Source organism: Gordonia sp. NPDC062954, assembly GCF_044543825.1.
Taxonomy (GTDB): Bacteria; Actinomycetota; Actinomycetes; order Mycobacteriales; family Mycobacteriaceae; genus Gordonia; species Gordonia tangerina.
In genome coordinates this window covers 209,118-224,374 of record NZ_JBITWL010000001.1, presented here as the reverse complement: position 1 = coordinate 224,374, position 15,257 = coordinate 209,118, and the positions used below count along the sequence as shown (strand labels likewise).

Sequence of the window (15,257 nt, the reverse complement as noted above, 5' to 3'; positions counted from 1 at the left end):
CGTCGTACGCCGGCTGGCCCCGTCGGGGATCGCCGTCAGCGTCGGGGCGCCGGGGTATAGACCGACAGCGCACGGTAATCGACGCGGAATGTGGCCTCGTCGTAGCTCTCACCGACCTCGCCGTCGTGGGCCACCACGAGCGGCTCGTCCACCGCGGAGAACGAGAACTCGGGCACCTGCAACTCGTGATACAGCGGCGACCGCTCCAACCGTCCGGTGAGCATGGAACCCACCAGACGTGCGAGTGCGAATCGGTGACCGACCTCGAGGATGCGTACATCGAGTAGTCCGTCGTCGATCCGCAGTCGTCGCGATGGTGCGAAACCGGACGGCCGGTACAACGAATTGCCGAGCAGGAACAGCGACGTCTCCATGACCACCCCGTCGACACGAATCCGGACGGGGCGGGTGCGGCGTAGCGTGGCCATGAGCGCGACGGCGGTGGCGAAAGGCCGACTACGTTTGTGCTGCAGGCGGGTCCGGGTGCGGACGAAATGCGGGTACGCGCCGATACTAGCCGTGTTCAACACGACCGTGTCATCGTTGAGCCGGACGATGTCCACGCGTGTCAAGCGGCCTTCGGCGATGGCGCCGACGGTGTCGGCCACCGACCGGATGCCCAGATCCCGGGCGAAGTGGTTGAACGTACCGCCGGGCAGAACCGCCAGGGGAACCCCCGCCTCGAGCGCCACCGGCGCGGCGCAGGCGACGGTGCCGTCGCCGCCGGACACCGCCAGTACGTCGGCCCGTTCCGCGGCCCGACGTAAGAGATTGGGCATGTCGTCGTCGGGGCCGATTTCGATGATCTCCGCGTCGGGGAGCAGTGCACGCACTTTGTCGAGCACCTGTCGTCCGTTGCCGGACCCCGACTCCGGATTACCGACCACCACCACGCCCGCCCCAGCCGGACACGCCGGCGCGGGTACATCCGACGGCGGGGCGATCGCGATGTCGTGAGTGGTGATGGGCGGCACCAGACGCCCGCCGATGACTGCGATGGTCGCCCCGATCCCGAACCCGGCCAAGACATCTCCGGGGTAGTGTGCGCCGGTGGCGATGCGGGACAATCCGACCAGGCCGGCAAGGCCACCGAGGACGAGTCCCGTCGGGGCGTGTTCGATGCCGACGCCCATGGCGAAGGCGGCCGCGCTGGCCGAGTGTCCCGACGGCAGCGAGTTGGAGGTCGGGGTCCGCCGAGATCGCCGCTGCAGCGGAACCGATGCCGTCTCGGGCCGAGGACGACTGCGGATGCGTTTGGCTATCTGGTTGGTGAGCACGCTCGTCACGCCGACCGTCACAACTCCGCGTACCGCGGCACGTTGCGCCGTCGCGCCACCGCCGAGTGCCATCGCGCCGGCGATCGCAAACCAGAGATTCGAATGATCGGCGGCCCGGGTCAGCCGTGGCATCACTGCGTCGAGTCCGGGGGAGTGGGACTGCGCAATGGTCTCGAATATCTCCGCGTCGAGTGTGCCCAGTCCGCGGGTGATCTCGCGCAAACCCGTGGAGTCCCAGCGGGATCGGAGAGCGGCACGTGGCGAGCGGCGCGGACTGATCACTCCTCGATCCTACGCACGCGAACGACCACGGCCGCCGTCGCGATGTGCGACGGCGGCCGTGGTCGATGCTCACCGCAGATCAGTCGAGCGGGTTGCCACCCTTTGCCTGCAGTTCGCGCAGCGCCTGCTGCTCGGACTTCTCCACCTCGTGTTCGCGCTCGGTGTTGCGGATCTGCTGCTCCGGCGGATCCTCGAGCAGGATCGAGCCGGTACCGGGTGCTCCTGCCGAACCGAGTTTGTTCATCCGCTTCGGCAGTGCGGCACCCTCGTAGGGGAGCGGGATCGGGTGGCCGTGGTCGTCGACCGGGCCGAGAGGTTGGTGCACCTCGATGTACTCACCCTGCGGCAGCCGCTTGATGATGCCGGTCTCGATGCCGTGGGCCAGCACCGCGCGGTCACTGCGCTGCAGCGACAGTGCCCACCGGTAGGCGATGAAGTAGGCCAGCGGCGGCACCACGATCAGACCGATCCGGCCCATCCAGGTGGTCGCGTTCAGCGAGATGTCGAACTTCAGCGCGATGATGTCGTTCATGCACGACAGGGTCAGGATGATCCAGAACGACAGTGCCATTGCGCCGATACCGGTGCGCACCGGCACGTCACGCGGACGCTGCAGCAGGTTGTGATGCGCATCGTCGCCGGTCAACCGCTTCTCGATCCACGGGTAGGCGAACATCACCGCGAACATGATGGTGATGACCACGACCACCCAGAAGATCGCCGGGATCGTGTAATTGCCCAGGTACAACTCCCAGGCGGGCATGAGTCTGGCCAGACCGTCCGTCCACATCATGTAGATGTCGGGCTGGGAGCCCGCGGACACGTGCGCCGGGTTGTAGGGGCCGATGGTCCAGACCGGGTTGATCTGGAAAATGCCCGCCATCATGGCCAGCACACCGGTGGTGATCGCGAAGAACGCACCTGACTTGACTGCGAACACCGGCAGGATCCGCACACCGACGACGTTCTTCTCGGTGCGGCCGGGGCCGGGGAATTGGGTGTGCTTCTGGTACCAGACCAGTGCCAGATGCGCGCCGATCAACGCCAAGATGATCCCTGGGAACAGCAGGATATGCATCATGTACAGGCGCGGGATGATGATGTCGCCGGGGAACTGGCCGCCGAACAAAGCCCAGTGGATCCAGGTGCCGATCAGCGGGATACCGAGGACGATACCGCTCATGGCGGCGCGGACGCCGGTACCCGAGAGCAGGTCGTCTGGCAGCGAGTAGCCGAAGAAGCCCTCGAACATGGCCAGGATCAGCAAGACGCAGCCGATGATCCAGTTGGCCTCACGCGGACGACGGAACGCGCCGGTGAAGAAGATGCGCGCCATGTGCACCACGATCGACGCCGCGAACAGCAGTGCCGCCCAGTGATGGATCTGACGCACGAACAGGCCGCCACGAACCTCGAACGAGATGTCCAGGGTGGTGGCGTACGCCTTGGTCATCATCACGCCATTGAGTGGCTGATAGGCGCCGTCGTAGATGACCTCGCTCATCGACGGATCGAAGAACAGGGTCAGGTAGACACCCGAGACCAGCAGGATGACGAAGCTGTACAGCGCAATCTCACCCAGCAGGAACGACCAGTGGGTGGGGAACACCTTGTTGATCTGCCGCCGGATGCCCGGGGCGGCGTGATATCGCGAGTCGACCTCGTTGGCCTGCGCCGCGACACGGTCGGCGATGGTCATGACTTACGCTCCCAAAATGCCGGTCCGACGGGTTCGATGAAGTCGCCTGCGGCGACCATGTATCCCTGATTGTTCACTGTGATCGGCAGCTGCGCCAGTGCTCGGGCGGCCGGACCGAAGACCGGCTTGGCGTATTCGAGCGCGTCGAACTGCGACTGGTGGCACGGGCAGAGGATGCGGTTGGTCCGCTGCTCGTACAGCGAGGTGGGGCAGCCGAGGTGGCTGCACACCTTCGTGTAGGCGAAGTAGTCGCCGTAGTTGAAGCTCTCCTGCCCCTTGCGCTTGATGGCGCGGGCAGCGTCCTCGGGGCGCAAGCGGATGAGCATGACGGGGTTGCTGACGTAACGCAGACCCTCGACGAGCTTGTGGCGCGACTCCTCGGTCTCGCCGTACCCGTCGGACACGCGCCACGGGAAGACCGTCTCCATGGCGCCCGCGTCGAGGTCTTCCGGCCGGACCAGGGCGACCTGGTGCGGGTTGCCGGTGTCGCGGCGTAGGAAGACGGTCTCGTTGGGATCGTCGGCGGGGTTGTAGATCGGCGACCAACCGGTGTGCCACAGCGGCGCATCGTCGCCCTTGGCCCACGGGTTCTTGATGATGCCGCCGAGGCCGGCGACGAGCCCGGTGACCGCGAAGGCGCCGAGCCCGAAGGCGGCCGATCCGAGAATCATCTTGCGACGCGGCAGGGTCGAGGTGGTCAGGGAGTCGTTGAACTCCGCTGCGACGGTCCGCCTGTCGACCTCGTTGGAGCCACCGTCGTGGCGATCCTGCACGGAGATCTCGGCAGGGATGAACTTCTTGGTGAAGATCACCATGCCGATGCCGATCGACAGCACCGACAGACCGAAGGTGATACCCAACAGGGGAGTGTTGAGGGTGTAGCGCCAGTAGTCGGCGGAATCGGGGAGTGCGAACTCCCAGTGGTTCCAGATGAAGATGATGAAGCAGGCGATCGCCGACAGGCCGGCGATGGTGAACCAGATCGCGACCTGCCGCTCGGCGCGCTTCTCCACCCCGGTGCCGGGTTCGGGGAACCGTTCGGCGCGGTGAATGATCTCCACACCGTCGAGATTGGTGCCGAGTTTGACCAGATCTTCCTTGCTCATCTGATCGAGCTCGTCCTGCGACGGGGTGTCCTTACCGTCGTGTGCACTCATGTCCGTGATCCCATCCACATCGCGCCGGCGACAATGGCCGTGACGCCTACTGCCCACATCACCATGCCCTCACTGACCGGGCCGAATCCACCGAGGTTGAGGCCACCCTGGGGGTTGGACTCGGTGACGTACTTGATGAAGCCGATGATGTCGCGCTTCTCCTCCAGCGAGAGCTGCCGGTTGGAGAACTTCGGCATGTTCTGCGGTCCGGTCAGCATCGCCGTGTAGATCTGCTGCTCGGAGACACCGTCGAGGTTGGGCGCGAACTTTCCGGACGAGAGCGCGCCACCACGACCGGTGAAGTTGTGGCACGAGGCGCAGTTCAGACGAAACAGTTCGCTACCGCGGCCGAGGTTCTCGCCACGAAGCGATTCCTGGGCAAGGACCGGCAGGCCGTCCTCCATCTTGACCGACCCATCGGGGTTGCGCTCGTAGATCACCTGCGGTCCGCCGCCCTCGGACTGGATGTACGCGCCGAGCTGGTCGATCTGCGCCTTGGTGAACTTCGGCGGTTTGCGCGTCGCCTGAGCCTCGCCACGGGCCGCGGGCATGCGGCCGGTGGACACCTGGAAGTAGACCGCCGCATCGCCCACACCGAGTAGCGCCGGGCCACGGTCTTCCACACCCTGCAGGTTGGCGCCGTGACAGGTGATACACGAGGTCTCGTAGAGCTTCTTGCCGTCGGCGATCAGCGCGGCGTTGGACTCGTCGGCGATGGCGACCTGTGGCTTGGGTGTCAGGACCGATGCCAGGACGCCTGCGCTCACAAGTCCGACGAGGAGCAGCAGCGTGCCGCTCGCGCGACGACGCAGCTTACGTCGAGACTTCGCCTTGCGCGCCGAGGTGGAGGCGGCCGGTGCACCCGTGCCGGCGTCCACGTCGTCGTTATCCGACGGTCGCGGTGGAGATGAACTCATCTGTGACTCTCTACTAAGCGGGCGGACTGAGATGTGCTGTTCTGCAGGAGGCCGGGACCGGCTACCTGATGAAGTAGATCGTGACGAAGAGGCCGATCCAGACGATGTCGACGAAGTGCCAGTAGTAGGACACCACGATGGCAGCGGTGGCCTGTGCCGGCGTGAACTTCGACAACTTGGTGCGGATCAGCAGGAAGACGAAGGCGAGTAGACCGCCGATGACGTGCAGGCCGTGGAACCCGGTGGTCATGTAGAAGACCGAACCGTAGGCGCTCGAGCTCAGCGTCGTGCCCTCGTGAATCATGTGGTAGTACTCGTAGCCCTGTCCGGCGACGAAGAACGCGCCCATCAGGAAGGTCAGTACGTACCAGCGGCGCAGTCCGAAGACGTCACCGCGTTCGGCCGCGAACACACCCATCTGGCAGGTCACCGACGACAAGATGAGGACCGTCGTCACCGGGATCGCGAGAGTGAGGTTGAGCTCCGTCGGCTCTGGTGGCCACCCCACCGAGGAGTTGGCGCGCGCGACGAAATACATCGCGAACAGTCCAGCGAAGAACATGAGCTCACTGGACAGCCACACGATCGTGCCGACGCTGACCATGTTGGGCCGGTTCAGCGAGTGCACGCGCGAGGTGATGGCTGTTCCTGAGGTACCTACAGCGCTAGTCACAAAATGAAGTATGACGGTTCGTAGTAAGGGCTGACCACTTGGGTCCGATATTCACCGGAACTTTTTGTTTCGTCGCTGGTAGTCGCCGGTCGCCGACTGTTCCGGCGTGTCTGGACGAGCATGGTTTCCTGGAGGTGTGACGGGTGATTCGAGCTGGTGGACCGGAGGCCTCGCCGGTGCGGCGTGACCTCAACGGCCGCCCGGTGGAGGTGGGCCGACTCACGCGGTTGCGTGACCGGGTACTGGGCCGACGTGAGGTGGCCGCGCAGGTGCAGGTCGACGACCCGAGCCTGGTGGTGGTCGTCGAATCCGCAGACGATGCCGTGGCGAGTTCGACTGCCCTGGCCGACTCGGCGTGGCGGGCCGACGACGAGGTGGTGCTGCGTCATGTGCTGCGACTGCCCTCCTCGCAGGTCGACGACGCGGTCGCGCTCGCCGGGCTGGACGGGTACCAATCCGCCAAGGTGGGGCCCGTCGACGGACTCGCATCCGACACCGGCACTGCCGACGAGGTGATCGTCGTGCTCGCTCGGGTGCAGCTGCTCGATGCCATGCATCTGTCGCAGGAGCGCTCACGGATGGCCAGCCTCGGTTCGCGACACGGTGGCGAAGTGCTGCGCTGGCAGGTCCTGCAGCCACCGGTGGCGGGTCGCTGATCGGCGGGCCACTACTGTTTTCTCTGTGAGCAGCACGGACTCTTCCGCGTACACCTGGCCGCACATCCTCGGACGCGTCACCGACCGGATCGATCTCACCGTCGACGAGGCGTCGTGGGCGATGAACGAGATCATGAGCGATGCCGCGACCGGCGCGCAGATCGCTGCATTCGGTGTCGGGGTGAAGATGAAGGGCGCGGCTCCCGCCGAACTACGCGGCCTGGCGTCGGCGATGCTGGAGCACGCGGCCCTCGTCGAGGTGAGTCGGCCGGCGGTGGACATCGTGGGCACCGGCGGAGACCGCTCGCACACGGTGAACATCTCCACGATGACCTCGATGGTGGTGGCTGCTGCGGGTGTGCCCGTCGTCAAACACGGCAATCGTGCGGCGTCGTCGAAGAGCGGCGGTGCCGATGTGCTCGAAGCCCTCGGCGTCGACATCACGCTCGGGCCCGACGCGGTGGCGCGATGCGTGGACGAGGTGAACATCGGCTTCTGCTTCGCACCGGTGTTCCACCCGGCGTTCCGGTTCACCGGACCGCCCCGCAAGCAGATCGGTATCCCGACCGTGTTCAACGTGCTGGGGCCGTTGACGAACCCGGCGCGGCCCTCGAGTGGCCTGATCGGATGTGCGTTCGACGATCTCGCGCCGGTACTGGCGCAAGCGTTCGCCGACCGTGGCAGTTCGGCACTGGTGGTGCGTGGCGACGACGGACTCGACGAACTGACCACCACGACCACATCCACGGTGTGGCAGGTCGTCGATGGTCAGGTCACCCGGCTCGCTCTCGATCCCGCCGACCTCGGGGTCGAACGCGTCGAACTGGCCGCCTTGCAGGGTGGCGATGCGCAGCGCAACGCCGCTATCGCGCGCGATCTGTTCGCGGGCACCCGCGGTCCGGTGCGCGATGCCGTGCTCCTCAATGCGGCGGCGGCGCTGGTCGCATTCGAACAACGCGCCGTGCTGACCGACAGCGGGCTGACGGATGCGATGGTCGAGGCGATGACCCGCGCGGCTGCGGTGCTCGACGGCGGTGACGTCGCCCGTCTACTCGAACGCTGGGCGTCGCTCAGCGCCGAACTCGCCGACGAGCGCTGAGATCCGCATCAGGCCGAGACCCGTGTTGGTCGGGGACGCGCCCTGTTCACTCCTCGCCGATGGAGAATCCGCCTTCGACATCTGACCGCGAGTAACTGCGGAATGCGATGTGAGTGGCGCTGTGGGTCACCCCGGGCAGTCGATTGATCTTGCCGGTCACCACGTCCGCGATCTGGTCGTGGTCACGCACCTTGATCTTCGCGATCAGGTCCACGTCACCGGCGCACGAATAGACCTCCGACACCCCGGGGATGTCGGCCACTGCCTGCGCGGTCTCCGGGATCTGGTGGACGTCGGCGTGGATCAGGACGATGGCGGTGATCATGGTTGACACAGTAGTGCGGTGCGTCGTGTCACCCGGCGCGACGGGGCGACTCGCGTGCGTCGTGAGCGACACGCGACCAGGCCGACCATCGTTGTGCGCATGCGCCCGGCAGAACGAACGGCTCGCTGGCCCCGACGATGCGCGCGCCGGGTTCGGTGACCCAGCGGTAGAGCAGCGCGGACTCCTCGGCGGGCGCCCCGAACAGGGGGCCGACACCCGGAAGGACGGTTTCGGCGGCGGCCACGAGGGTGTCGACCACCGGCATCGGCGGCACCCCGCGACGCGCGACGCCTGCACCTGCGAGACGGCCGTGTCTGATCACCGCCAGCTCCCATCCGTGCTGCTCGTCACGCCGGGCCACCACCAGTTCGGCGATCCGATTCAGTGCGGACAACCGCTGACATCGCGCGAGCACGTCGATGGTCGCCGACAAGCGGTCCCGGTGGCGGGCGGCGCTCTCGAACATCTGCATCTCGGACAGGTGTGTCAGGCGATCGGTGAGTGTCGCGAGCGCCACGTCGGAATCGCCGGTCATGACATCGCGGACAGCCGAGACCCGAGGCAGATAGTCGGGGAGTGTCAGCGGCCGATCCGAAGCGGCGTGGCAGCCTCCGATGCGAGGCCCACCGGCCGCCTCGGAACGGCACCAGTGGTGGGAGGCGGACCCGCTGCGTGTCGTGCAGCTCCGCAGACCGGTGGCCGCCGCGAGCATGTCGGCAATGGTGGCGGCGGTGGTGCGATTACCGATGGGGCCGATGCTGTCCTCGGTCGGGGTGCGTGAGACCTTCAGACGAGGGAACCGTTCACCGGTCAGCACCACCCACCACCCACGATGCGGTTGCGTCGAGCGGCGGTTGTAGGCGGGTGCGTGGGCAGCCAGCAGGCGCAGTTCGCGTACTCCGGCTTCGAGCCCATGAGCGCATTCGATGTGATCGACCCGTGTGGCCAGCCCCACCATCTCACTCATCCGCGGACGCGGGTCGCTGCCGGTGAAGTAGGACGACACCCGCCGACGCAGGTCCACCGCGGTACCCACATAGAGGACCTCGTCAGATGGCCCGCGAAACAGATACACCCCCGGCCGCGCCGGCAGACTCTGCGCCATCGACCGCTTGGCACGTAGGCGTGGATTGGTCCGGGGCAGATAGGCGGTCAGCTCGCGGTAGGTGCCGACACCCTGGTTGCCGACCCGTTCGAGCAGATGGTGCAGCACCTCGACGGTCGCCCGGGCGTCGTCGAGCGCGCGGTGGGTGGGCCGAACCGAGACGTTGAATAGGTCGGCGAGGACCGACAGCCGCACCGACGGGGCCTCCTCGCGGGTGAGAACGCGACGCGCCAATGTGACCGTGCACAAGCTGGTGTCGAACGGCCATTCGATGCCGAGGGCGCGGGCGTTGTGCCGCAGGAAGCCCATGTCGAACCGTGCGTTGTGGGCCACCAGGATCGCTCCTCGGGCGAACTCCACGAACGAGGAGAGCACCTCGCCGATCATGGGCGCATCCGCAACCATCGCCTCGGTGATCCCGGTGAGCGTGACGATCTTGAGCGGGATCGGACATCCGGGGTCGACGAGGGTGGCGAATTCGCCGATCACCTCGCCGCCGCGGATCTTGACGGCCCCGATCTCGGTGATCTCATCGTTCGCCGCGCTGCCGCCGGTGGTCTCGAGGTCGACGACGACCATCGTGGTGTCGAACAGTGAACGGTCGAAATCGTCGTCGTCGAGACCGGCGTCACCGTCGAGATCGGAAAAGGAGAGTTGTCCGTCGCCCACCGCCTTGATACCCACGCACCGAACATTAGTTCGATGCAACGACAGATGCTGATGTGACAGGCGGGAACGGTGGGTTTGGTGTCCTTCGCGCCGATTCTGTCGGTGGTCGTTCCTACGCTTCATCGCAAGCGACGAATCGGGCCGGAGGGTGACTCCGACACGCGTCGACATCCCGACCGTAGCCAAGTGAGATGGAGATCACAGATGTACGTCGATTGCCAGACCTGCCCGGGCCGTCCGGCCGCCTGTGACGGATGCATGATGCAGGTCCTCTTCGATGCCCCCAACTGCGAAAACCCGGTGGGTCAAGGTGGAGGAAAGGTCACGGAATCGGGCCGTTCGCCGGACGCGGTGATCGACGCCGCGATCGATGTCTTCGTCGATGCTGCGATGGTCACCAGAGCGTCTGCAGTATCTGCAAGAACGAGTAAAACCACTGTTCAAGAGGCTGTTTCGGGGCAGCGCCTGCGGATTCTGCGCGCTGGTTGAGATTTCGGTGCGCGACCGGCATAAGTCGGTCGGTGGACAGACCCGCATTCGATTTCGTAACCTTTCCGAGACCTTTTCAGAGCGTCCCGCTCCAACAGGAGTGGTCTGGATCGGTCACCGCTCAATCGCCCATCTGGGCGAACCGGGGAACCATCAGTTTCGGAGCAATCCGAATTGGGGTGAATCGCGCATGCCCGACGACGCTGTTTGTCGTCGGATGTGCTGCGTAGGGCCATTCTTCCGGCCCGAATCCGACAGCTAACCCGGTCGGCGGTCGAAGGGAGAGCAAGGAGAAGTCGCTTCGTGGCGAAACATCGTTTGGAGCAGCCCAACCGGGGCAGCAAAGTGGCCAAGCGCGCGGTTGTGGCCGGGTCGATCACGGTCGGCTCACTCGCCGCTGCGGCAGGTCCCGCGCTCGCCGCACCGGTTCACGTGCCGAACATCGGCAGTTTCGAACTTCCTGGGGTCGACAGCAAGCAGATCCCCCAGCAATTCCAGGAGCCCAAGGCCGCTGCGCCGCAGGCCGCCCCGGTGGCCAAGAACCCGGCTGCCAGCGTCGAGATCCCGAACATCGGCACCTTCACGGTCCCGGGTCTCAACAACGACCAGATCCCGCAGCAGTTCCAGCCCAAGGGTGGCGGCGGCGGCATCCTCGGCGTGCAGCCCACCGTGGCGCAGAAGGCCGTGAGCAACGCCGAGAGCAAGATCGGCTCGCCGTACTCCTACGGCGCGGCCGGGCCGAACGCGTTCGACTGCTCCGGCCTCGTCTACTGGTCGTACAAGAAGGCCGGTAAGACCATCCCCCGTGACAGCTACGGACAGCTCGGCGGCGGCACCCCGGTCGCCTCGATCGCGCAGGCAAAGCCGGGAGACGTGCTGATCTTCAACGGTGGCGGCCACGCCGGGATCTACGCCGGCAACGGCAAATTCGTGCATTCGTCGACCTACGGCACGCCCGTGAAGAAGGACAACGTCAGCAATTGGTCGCTGACCGGAATCCGTCGTTACTGAGCGATCGGGTCGCAGCACGGAGTGGACTTTGTCGGGCGGATCACGTGATCACGTGATCCGCCCGACACATCACGCGGGTCCGTGGTCGACCAGTGGCGTCGACCGCCCGGTGATGTGGGGGAAATGGTGGTGAAGAGGTGACAGCCGTGGTTTCCGGCCGGTCGGGGACACGCAGACGACCCGTGCCGGTACTGCTCGTCGCGGTCCTGGTCGCGCTGGGAATGGTGTCCGGGCAGTTCGGTGCCGCGATGACCGCCGGTTCGGCGGCGGCGGCTCCGGTTCGCACTCCTGACCAACTCCTCACCGAGTACAAGAAGCTGAGCGACGACGCCGAGAAATCGGCCGAGGCGATGCACAACGCCCAGATCGAATACGACAAGCAGCGGCGCATCGTGGCTCAGGCGAAGAAGGCGTCGACCGAGGCCGATCGCACCCTGGCATCGACGCAGCAACGGCTGGAGAACTACCAGACCCGGGTCGACTCGGTCGTACGTGCCAGCTACAAGGGTGCGCGGGTCAACCGGCTCTACGCTGTCCTCGTCAGCGACTCGCCGCAAGCGCTGCTCGACCAGATGTCCGGTCTGGAGCTCATCTCCCGGCAATCCGCGGCAGATCTCCAGGGCCTCAAAGACGCCCGCGCCACCACCACCGAGGCCAAGCGGGCGGCAGACAAGACGGCGGCCGATGCGACCGCGGCGGTGGCCGCCGCGGAGAAAACGCGTGGGGAACTGCAGGCCAAGCAGGCGAATCTGCAACTGCAGGCGGTGCAGATCCGGGCGGTCTATGAATCGATGACCGGTAAGCAGCTCGCTGCCCTGCGCGGCCCAGATTTCGACTTCGACCCCCGGCTCGTGCCCAAGGGAACCTCGTCGGCTCTCGTCGCGGTGCAGGCCGCGCTGACTCGTATCGGTGATCCGTACGTGTGGGGCGCGACCGGGCCCAGTTCGTTCGACTGTTCGGGTCTGATGGTGTGGGCCTACCAGCAGGCCGGCAAGACATTGCCGCGGTCCAGTGAAGCGCAGAGCGGGTCCGGTCAACCGGTCGATCGACAGAACCTGAAGCCCGGTGACCTGATCATCTACTACTCCGACGCCCACCACGTCGGCATGTACGTGGGCGACGGTTACGTGATCCATGCCTCGACGTTCGGCGTGCCGGTGAAGGTCGTGCCGATCGACGATGCCGGACCGTACAACACCGCCCGTCGGTACTGAGTGGCGATCGGCGACGGACACGTGCCGGTGACCGGCAACCAGACGGATCGGTGGCGCCGAGCCCCGGGCGCACTCCTCGCTGTGCTCACCGTTGCGGTCCTCGCCGGTTGTGCGGCCCCGGCCGAGCAGGGCACGCCATCGAGCAGCGCGTCCACCACCGCGACGACGTCGCTGAACGTCTTTGAACAACAACGTGCGGACGGCGTACAGCGAACGCTCGACGATCTCAGTGGCGCGCTGAGTGCAGGCGATGCAGATCGGGTGGACGGGCTCATCGATCCGGCCGCCACACCCGAGTTCCGTGCCCGACTGCGCGCCGCTGCGGTCAACCTCTCCGGCAGCGTCGTGAGCGCGGAGTCCCCGCGACCAACCGCCCCACGGCCGTCGACCGCGCCGCTCTCGTCGCCGCCGACGACCGGCCGCGTACCGAACTCGTCGGCGCCCCCCAGATCACAGCCGAGTGGTTCGTCCCCCACGGTCGCGACCGTGGCGCCGCGCGGAACTGCACTACGGCTCAAAGATTTCCGATACGAGGTCGCGCCCACCACGGAGGCGGAGGTGCTGGTGCCTGCGGACCTGCAGCAGCGACTCGACGCGCAGGGGAGTTCGGACTCGTGGGTGGCGCCGATCGAACTCCGGTACGCCCTCGGCGGCGCGAGCACCCCGGGGGTCGACGAACCGGATGTGGTGGTGGGCATGCAGCTGGTGATGGCGCGCTACGGCGACGACTGGACGGTGGTCGGTGATGGCGCAGCGATCGGTGGTGACGCCGCCCCCACCCAGTTGTGGGATCTGCCCGGCCTGGGAGCATCCGATGTCCAGACATCCGGCGGCACCTCGGTGATCGCCTCGTATCCGGGGACCGTTGAGGTGGTCGCGCGTGTCCGCGAACTCGCGCCGGGTTCGGTGGAGGCGGTGACGGCGTTCTGGGGTGAGGACTGGCCCCGGCGGGCGGTCGTGGTGGCGACCGCCCGCCCAGGCGAGTTCCGGACGTTGACGCGCAGCGCCGGGACCGACGTCGCCGCAGCTGCCGCCGCAACCGTCTACAGTCGTGTCGACACTGACGACGGCGTGGCGGTGGGGCAGCGAGTGGTTCTCACGCCGGGTGCCGCGCGGCTGTCGAATGCGGCACTCGGCGTGGTGCTGCGCCACGAGCTCACCCATGTCGCAGCGCGCGTCGACACCGCGGCGGGCGCGCCGCTGTGGATCACCGAGGGAGTACCGGAATATGTCGGACGCAACGGCACCTATACCCGGTTCGCGGATGCGGCACCGGATCTCGCTGCTGCCGTGGACGTCGGCGACCTCCCCGCGGATCTACCGGCCGACCGCGACTTCGCGGTCGATTCCGACGGCGCACGACGTGCTTACCAGTCCGCGTGGTCGGTGGCGGCCTATGTCGCCGACCGCTACGGCGAGGACCGCCTGCGTGAGCTCTACATCGGGGTCGCGGCCACCGACGACACCGCGCAACAGGATGAGGCCATCGTGGACGTGCTCGGTGTGTCGCGTACCGAATTCGTCGCGGGATGGCGACGCTGGCTGAGCACCCAGGTGCGCTGATGCGACGTACTTTGTTGGTGACCAACGATTTTCCGCCCCGGCCGGGCGGAATCCAGTCGTATCTGCAGAATTTGGTGGATCTGATGCCGCCCGAGGAAGTGGTGGTCTACGCACCGCGATGGCGGGGACACGAGGAGTTCGACGCCGCGCAGGCCTACACGATTGTCCGTCACCCGACGTCGCTGATGTTGCCGACACCGGCCGTCGCGCGGCGTGCCGCCCGGCTCATCGCGACCCATGACATCTCGACGGTGTGGTTCGGTGCCGCCGCACCATTGGCGACGCTCGCCCCGGCGATGCGGCGGGCGGGGGCACAACGGGTCGTTGCGAGCACGCACGGGCACGAGGTCGGCTGGTCGATGCTGCCGGTCGCCCGGCAGGTGCTCGCCCACATCGGTCGACACACCGACGCGGTGACCTTCGTGAGTCGTTATACGCGTGGCCGTTTCGCATCCGCGTTCGGTGCGCACGCCGCACTGGAGTACCTACCGCCGGGCGTGGACACCGACCGCTTCGCGCCTGATCCCGGCGCACGTCGGCGCCTACGCGACCGGTTGGAACTGGGCGATCGTCCGACGGTGCTGTGTCTGTCCCGACTGGTGCCGCGCAAGGGTCAGGACGTCCTGATCCGGGCGCTGCCGTTGATCCGTCGCGAGGTCGGTGACGTGGTGCTGGTGATCGTCGGTGGTGGCCCCTATGCGGAGCACCTGCATCGGCTCGCCGACGACGACGGGGTCGGCGACCACGTAGTGTTCACCGGTTCGGTGCCGTCGGCGGAGCTACCCGACTACCACAATGTCGCCGACGTCTTCGCCATGCCGGCCCGCACCCGTGGGGGAGGGCTGGACGTGGAGGGGTTGGGCATCGTCTACCTCGAGGCATCGGCCACCGGGGTGCCGGTGGTGGCCGGACAATCCGGCGGAGCACCCGAGACCGTGGTGGAAGGCGTCACGGGCACCGTGGTCGACGGGACCGACATCGACGCCGTGGCGCTCGCCATCACCGCGGTCCTCAGCGATCGCTCCGCTGCCGCCGAGATGGGTGCCAACGGACGCGAACACGTGCTGCAGAGCTGGCAGTGGAGTGCCATCGCGGCACGTCTACGTCAGCTGCTGTAGCTC

At 66.6% G+C, this 15,257-nt stretch carries 14 protein-coding genes and 1 riboswitch; of the genes, 7 read left to right on the top strand and 7 right to left on the bottom strand.

The annotated features are described in order from the left end of the window. Nucleotides 1-35 precede the first annotated feature (35 nt). From ACIGKQ_RS01005 to ACIGKQ_RS00985, 5 genes are all read right to left on the bottom strand, one after another. Entirely contained in the window at nucleotides 36-1,559 is a 1,524-nt protein-coding gene (locus ACIGKQ_RS01005; protein ID WP_287015057.1) for a bifunctional phosphatase PAP2/diacylglycerol kinase family protein, read from the bottom strand. A 79-nt stretch (nucleotides 1,560-1,638) separates the two neighbouring features. After that, entirely contained in the window at nucleotides 1,639-3,258 is a 1,620-nt protein-coding gene (locus tag ACIGKQ_RS01000) for a cytochrome bc complex cytochrome b subunit (RefSeq protein ID WP_235723251.1), read from the bottom strand. After that, the gene (locus tag ACIGKQ_RS00995; RefSeq protein ID WP_287015056.1) at nucleotides 3,255-4,415 is read right to left on the bottom strand and encodes a ubiquinol-cytochrome c reductase iron-sulfur subunit; all 1,161 of its coding nucleotides are present in this window, start codon (nucleotides 4,413-4,415) and stop codon (nucleotides 3,255-3,257) included. The genes ACIGKQ_RS01000 and ACIGKQ_RS00995 overlap by 4 nt, the downstream gene beginning before the upstream one ends. Beyond that, on the bottom strand, nucleotides 4,412-5,332 hold the full coding sequence (locus ACIGKQ_RS00990; protein ID WP_396571971.1) for a c-type cytochrome: 921 nt from the start codon (nucleotides 5,330-5,332) through the stop codon (nucleotides 4,412-4,414). Before ACIGKQ_RS00990 ends, ACIGKQ_RS00995 begins: the two co-directional genes overlap by 4 nt. Before the next feature lie 61 nt (nucleotides 5,333-5,393). Continuing rightward, the gene (locus tag ACIGKQ_RS00985) at nucleotides 5,394-6,005 is read right to left on the bottom strand and encodes a heme-copper oxidase subunit III (protein WP_287015054.1); all 612 of its coding nucleotides are present in this window, start codon (nucleotides 6,003-6,005) and stop codon (nucleotides 5,394-5,396) included. Between the two features lie 143 nt (nucleotides 6,006-6,148). Between ACIGKQ_RS00985 and ACIGKQ_RS00980 the strand changes: the two genes are divergently transcribed. Continuing rightward, nucleotides 6,149-6,661, top strand: coding sequence for a hypothetical protein (locus ACIGKQ_RS00980; RefSeq protein ID WP_287015053.1), 513 nt, complete (start codon nucleotides 6,149-6,151; stop codon nucleotides 6,659-6,661). Nucleotides 6,662-6,686: 25 nt separating this feature from the next. Continuing rightward, the gene (trpD, locus tag ACIGKQ_RS00975) at nucleotides 6,687-7,760 is read left to right on the top strand and encodes an anthranilate phosphoribosyltransferase (protein WP_287015052.1); all 1,074 of its coding nucleotides are present in this window, start codon (nucleotides 6,687-6,689) and stop codon (nucleotides 7,758-7,760) included. 46 nt (nucleotides 7,761-7,806) lie between these two features. On the opposite strand, the gene ACIGKQ_RS00970 is transcribed toward trpD, so the two are convergent. Both ACIGKQ_RS00970 and ACIGKQ_RS00965 read right to left on the bottom strand, forming a co-directional pair. Continuing rightward, nucleotides 7,807-8,085 (bottom strand): Lrp/AsnC family transcriptional regulator, encoded by a 279-nt coding sequence (locus ACIGKQ_RS00970; RefSeq protein WP_160901131.1) that lies wholly within the window; start codon nucleotides 8,083-8,085, stop codon nucleotides 7,807-7,809. A 28-nt stretch (nucleotides 8,086-8,113) separates the two neighbouring features. After that, nucleotides 8,114-9,874 carry a DEDD exonuclease domain-containing protein gene (locus tag ACIGKQ_RS00965; RefSeq protein WP_396571969.1) on the bottom strand — a complete coding sequence of 587 codons (1,761 nt, stop codon included), beginning with the start codon at nucleotides 9,872-9,874 and terminating at the stop codon, nucleotides 8,114-8,116. 243 nt (nucleotides 9,875-10,117) lie between these two features. Here ACIGKQ_RS00965 and ACIGKQ_RS00960 point away from each other — a divergent pair, with 243 nt between their 5' ends. The 5 genes from ACIGKQ_RS00960 (at nucleotide 10,118) to ACIGKQ_RS00940 (ending at nucleotide 15,254) form a co-directional block, all read left to right on the top strand. After that, nucleotides 10,118-10,348, top strand: coding sequence for a hypothetical protein (locus ACIGKQ_RS00960; protein WP_287015050.1), 231 nt, complete (start codon nucleotides 10,118-10,120; stop codon nucleotides 10,346-10,348). A 108-nt stretch (nucleotides 10,349-10,456) separates the two neighbouring features. Next, a riboswitch (cyclic di-AMP (ydaO/yuaA leader) is annotated at nucleotides 10,457-10,637 on the top strand. A gap of 14 nt (nucleotides 10,638-10,651) precedes the next feature. Beyond that, nucleotides 10,652-11,359 carry a C40 family peptidase gene (locus ACIGKQ_RS00955; RefSeq protein ID WP_266060963.1) on the top strand — a complete coding sequence of 236 codons (708 nt, stop codon included), beginning with the start codon at nucleotides 10,652-10,654 and terminating at the stop codon, nucleotides 11,357-11,359. Between the two features lie 221 nt (nucleotides 11,360-11,580). After that, entirely contained in the window at nucleotides 11,581-12,573 is a 993-nt protein-coding gene (locus tag ACIGKQ_RS00950) for a C40 family peptidase (protein WP_287015082.1), read from the top strand. A 27-nt stretch (nucleotides 12,574-12,600) separates the two neighbouring features. Continuing rightward, on the top strand, nucleotides 12,601-14,136 hold the full coding sequence (locus ACIGKQ_RS00945) for a hypothetical protein (RefSeq protein WP_287015049.1): 1,536 nt from the start codon (nucleotides 12,601-12,603) through the stop codon (nucleotides 14,134-14,136). Then, a complete protein-coding gene (locus ACIGKQ_RS00940; RefSeq protein ID WP_287015048.1) occupies nucleotides 14,136-15,254 on the top strand; it encodes a glycosyltransferase family 4 protein in 1,119 nt (372 codons plus the stop codon). The genes ACIGKQ_RS00945 and ACIGKQ_RS00940 overlap by 1 nt, the downstream gene beginning before the upstream one ends. Nucleotides 15,255-15,257: the final 3 nt, after the last annotated feature.

Excerpts from the sequence above, each read along its gene's own strand:
- ACIGKQ_RS01000 (WP_235723251.1), bottom strand. The coding sequence starts at position 3,258 with ATGACCATCGCCGACCGTGTCGCGGCGCAGGCCAACGAGGTCGACTCG.
- ACIGKQ_RS00995 (WP_287015056.1), bottom strand. The coding sequence starts at position 4,415 with ATGAGTGCACACGACGGTAAGGACACCCCGTCGCAGGACGAGCTCGAT.
- ACIGKQ_RS00990 (WP_396571971.1), bottom strand. The coding sequence starts at position 5,332 with ATGAGTTCATCTCCACCGCGACCGTCGGATAACGACGACGTGGACGCC.
- ACIGKQ_RS00970 (WP_160901131.1), bottom strand. The coding sequence starts at position 8,085 with ATGATCACCGCCATCGTCCTGATCCACGCCGACGTCCACCAGATCCCG.
- ACIGKQ_RS00960 (WP_287015050.1), top strand. The coding sequence starts at position 10,118 with ATGATGCAGGTCCTCTTCGATGCCCCCAACTGCGAAAACCCGGTGGGT.
- ACIGKQ_RS00950 (WP_287015082.1), top strand. The coding sequence starts at position 11,581 with ATGGTGTCCGGGCAGTTCGGTGCCGCGATGACCGCCGGTTCGGCGGCG.
- ACIGKQ_RS00940 (WP_287015048.1), top strand. The coding sequence starts at position 14,136 with ATGCGACGTACTTTGTTGGTGACCAACGATTTTCCGCCCCGGCCGGGC.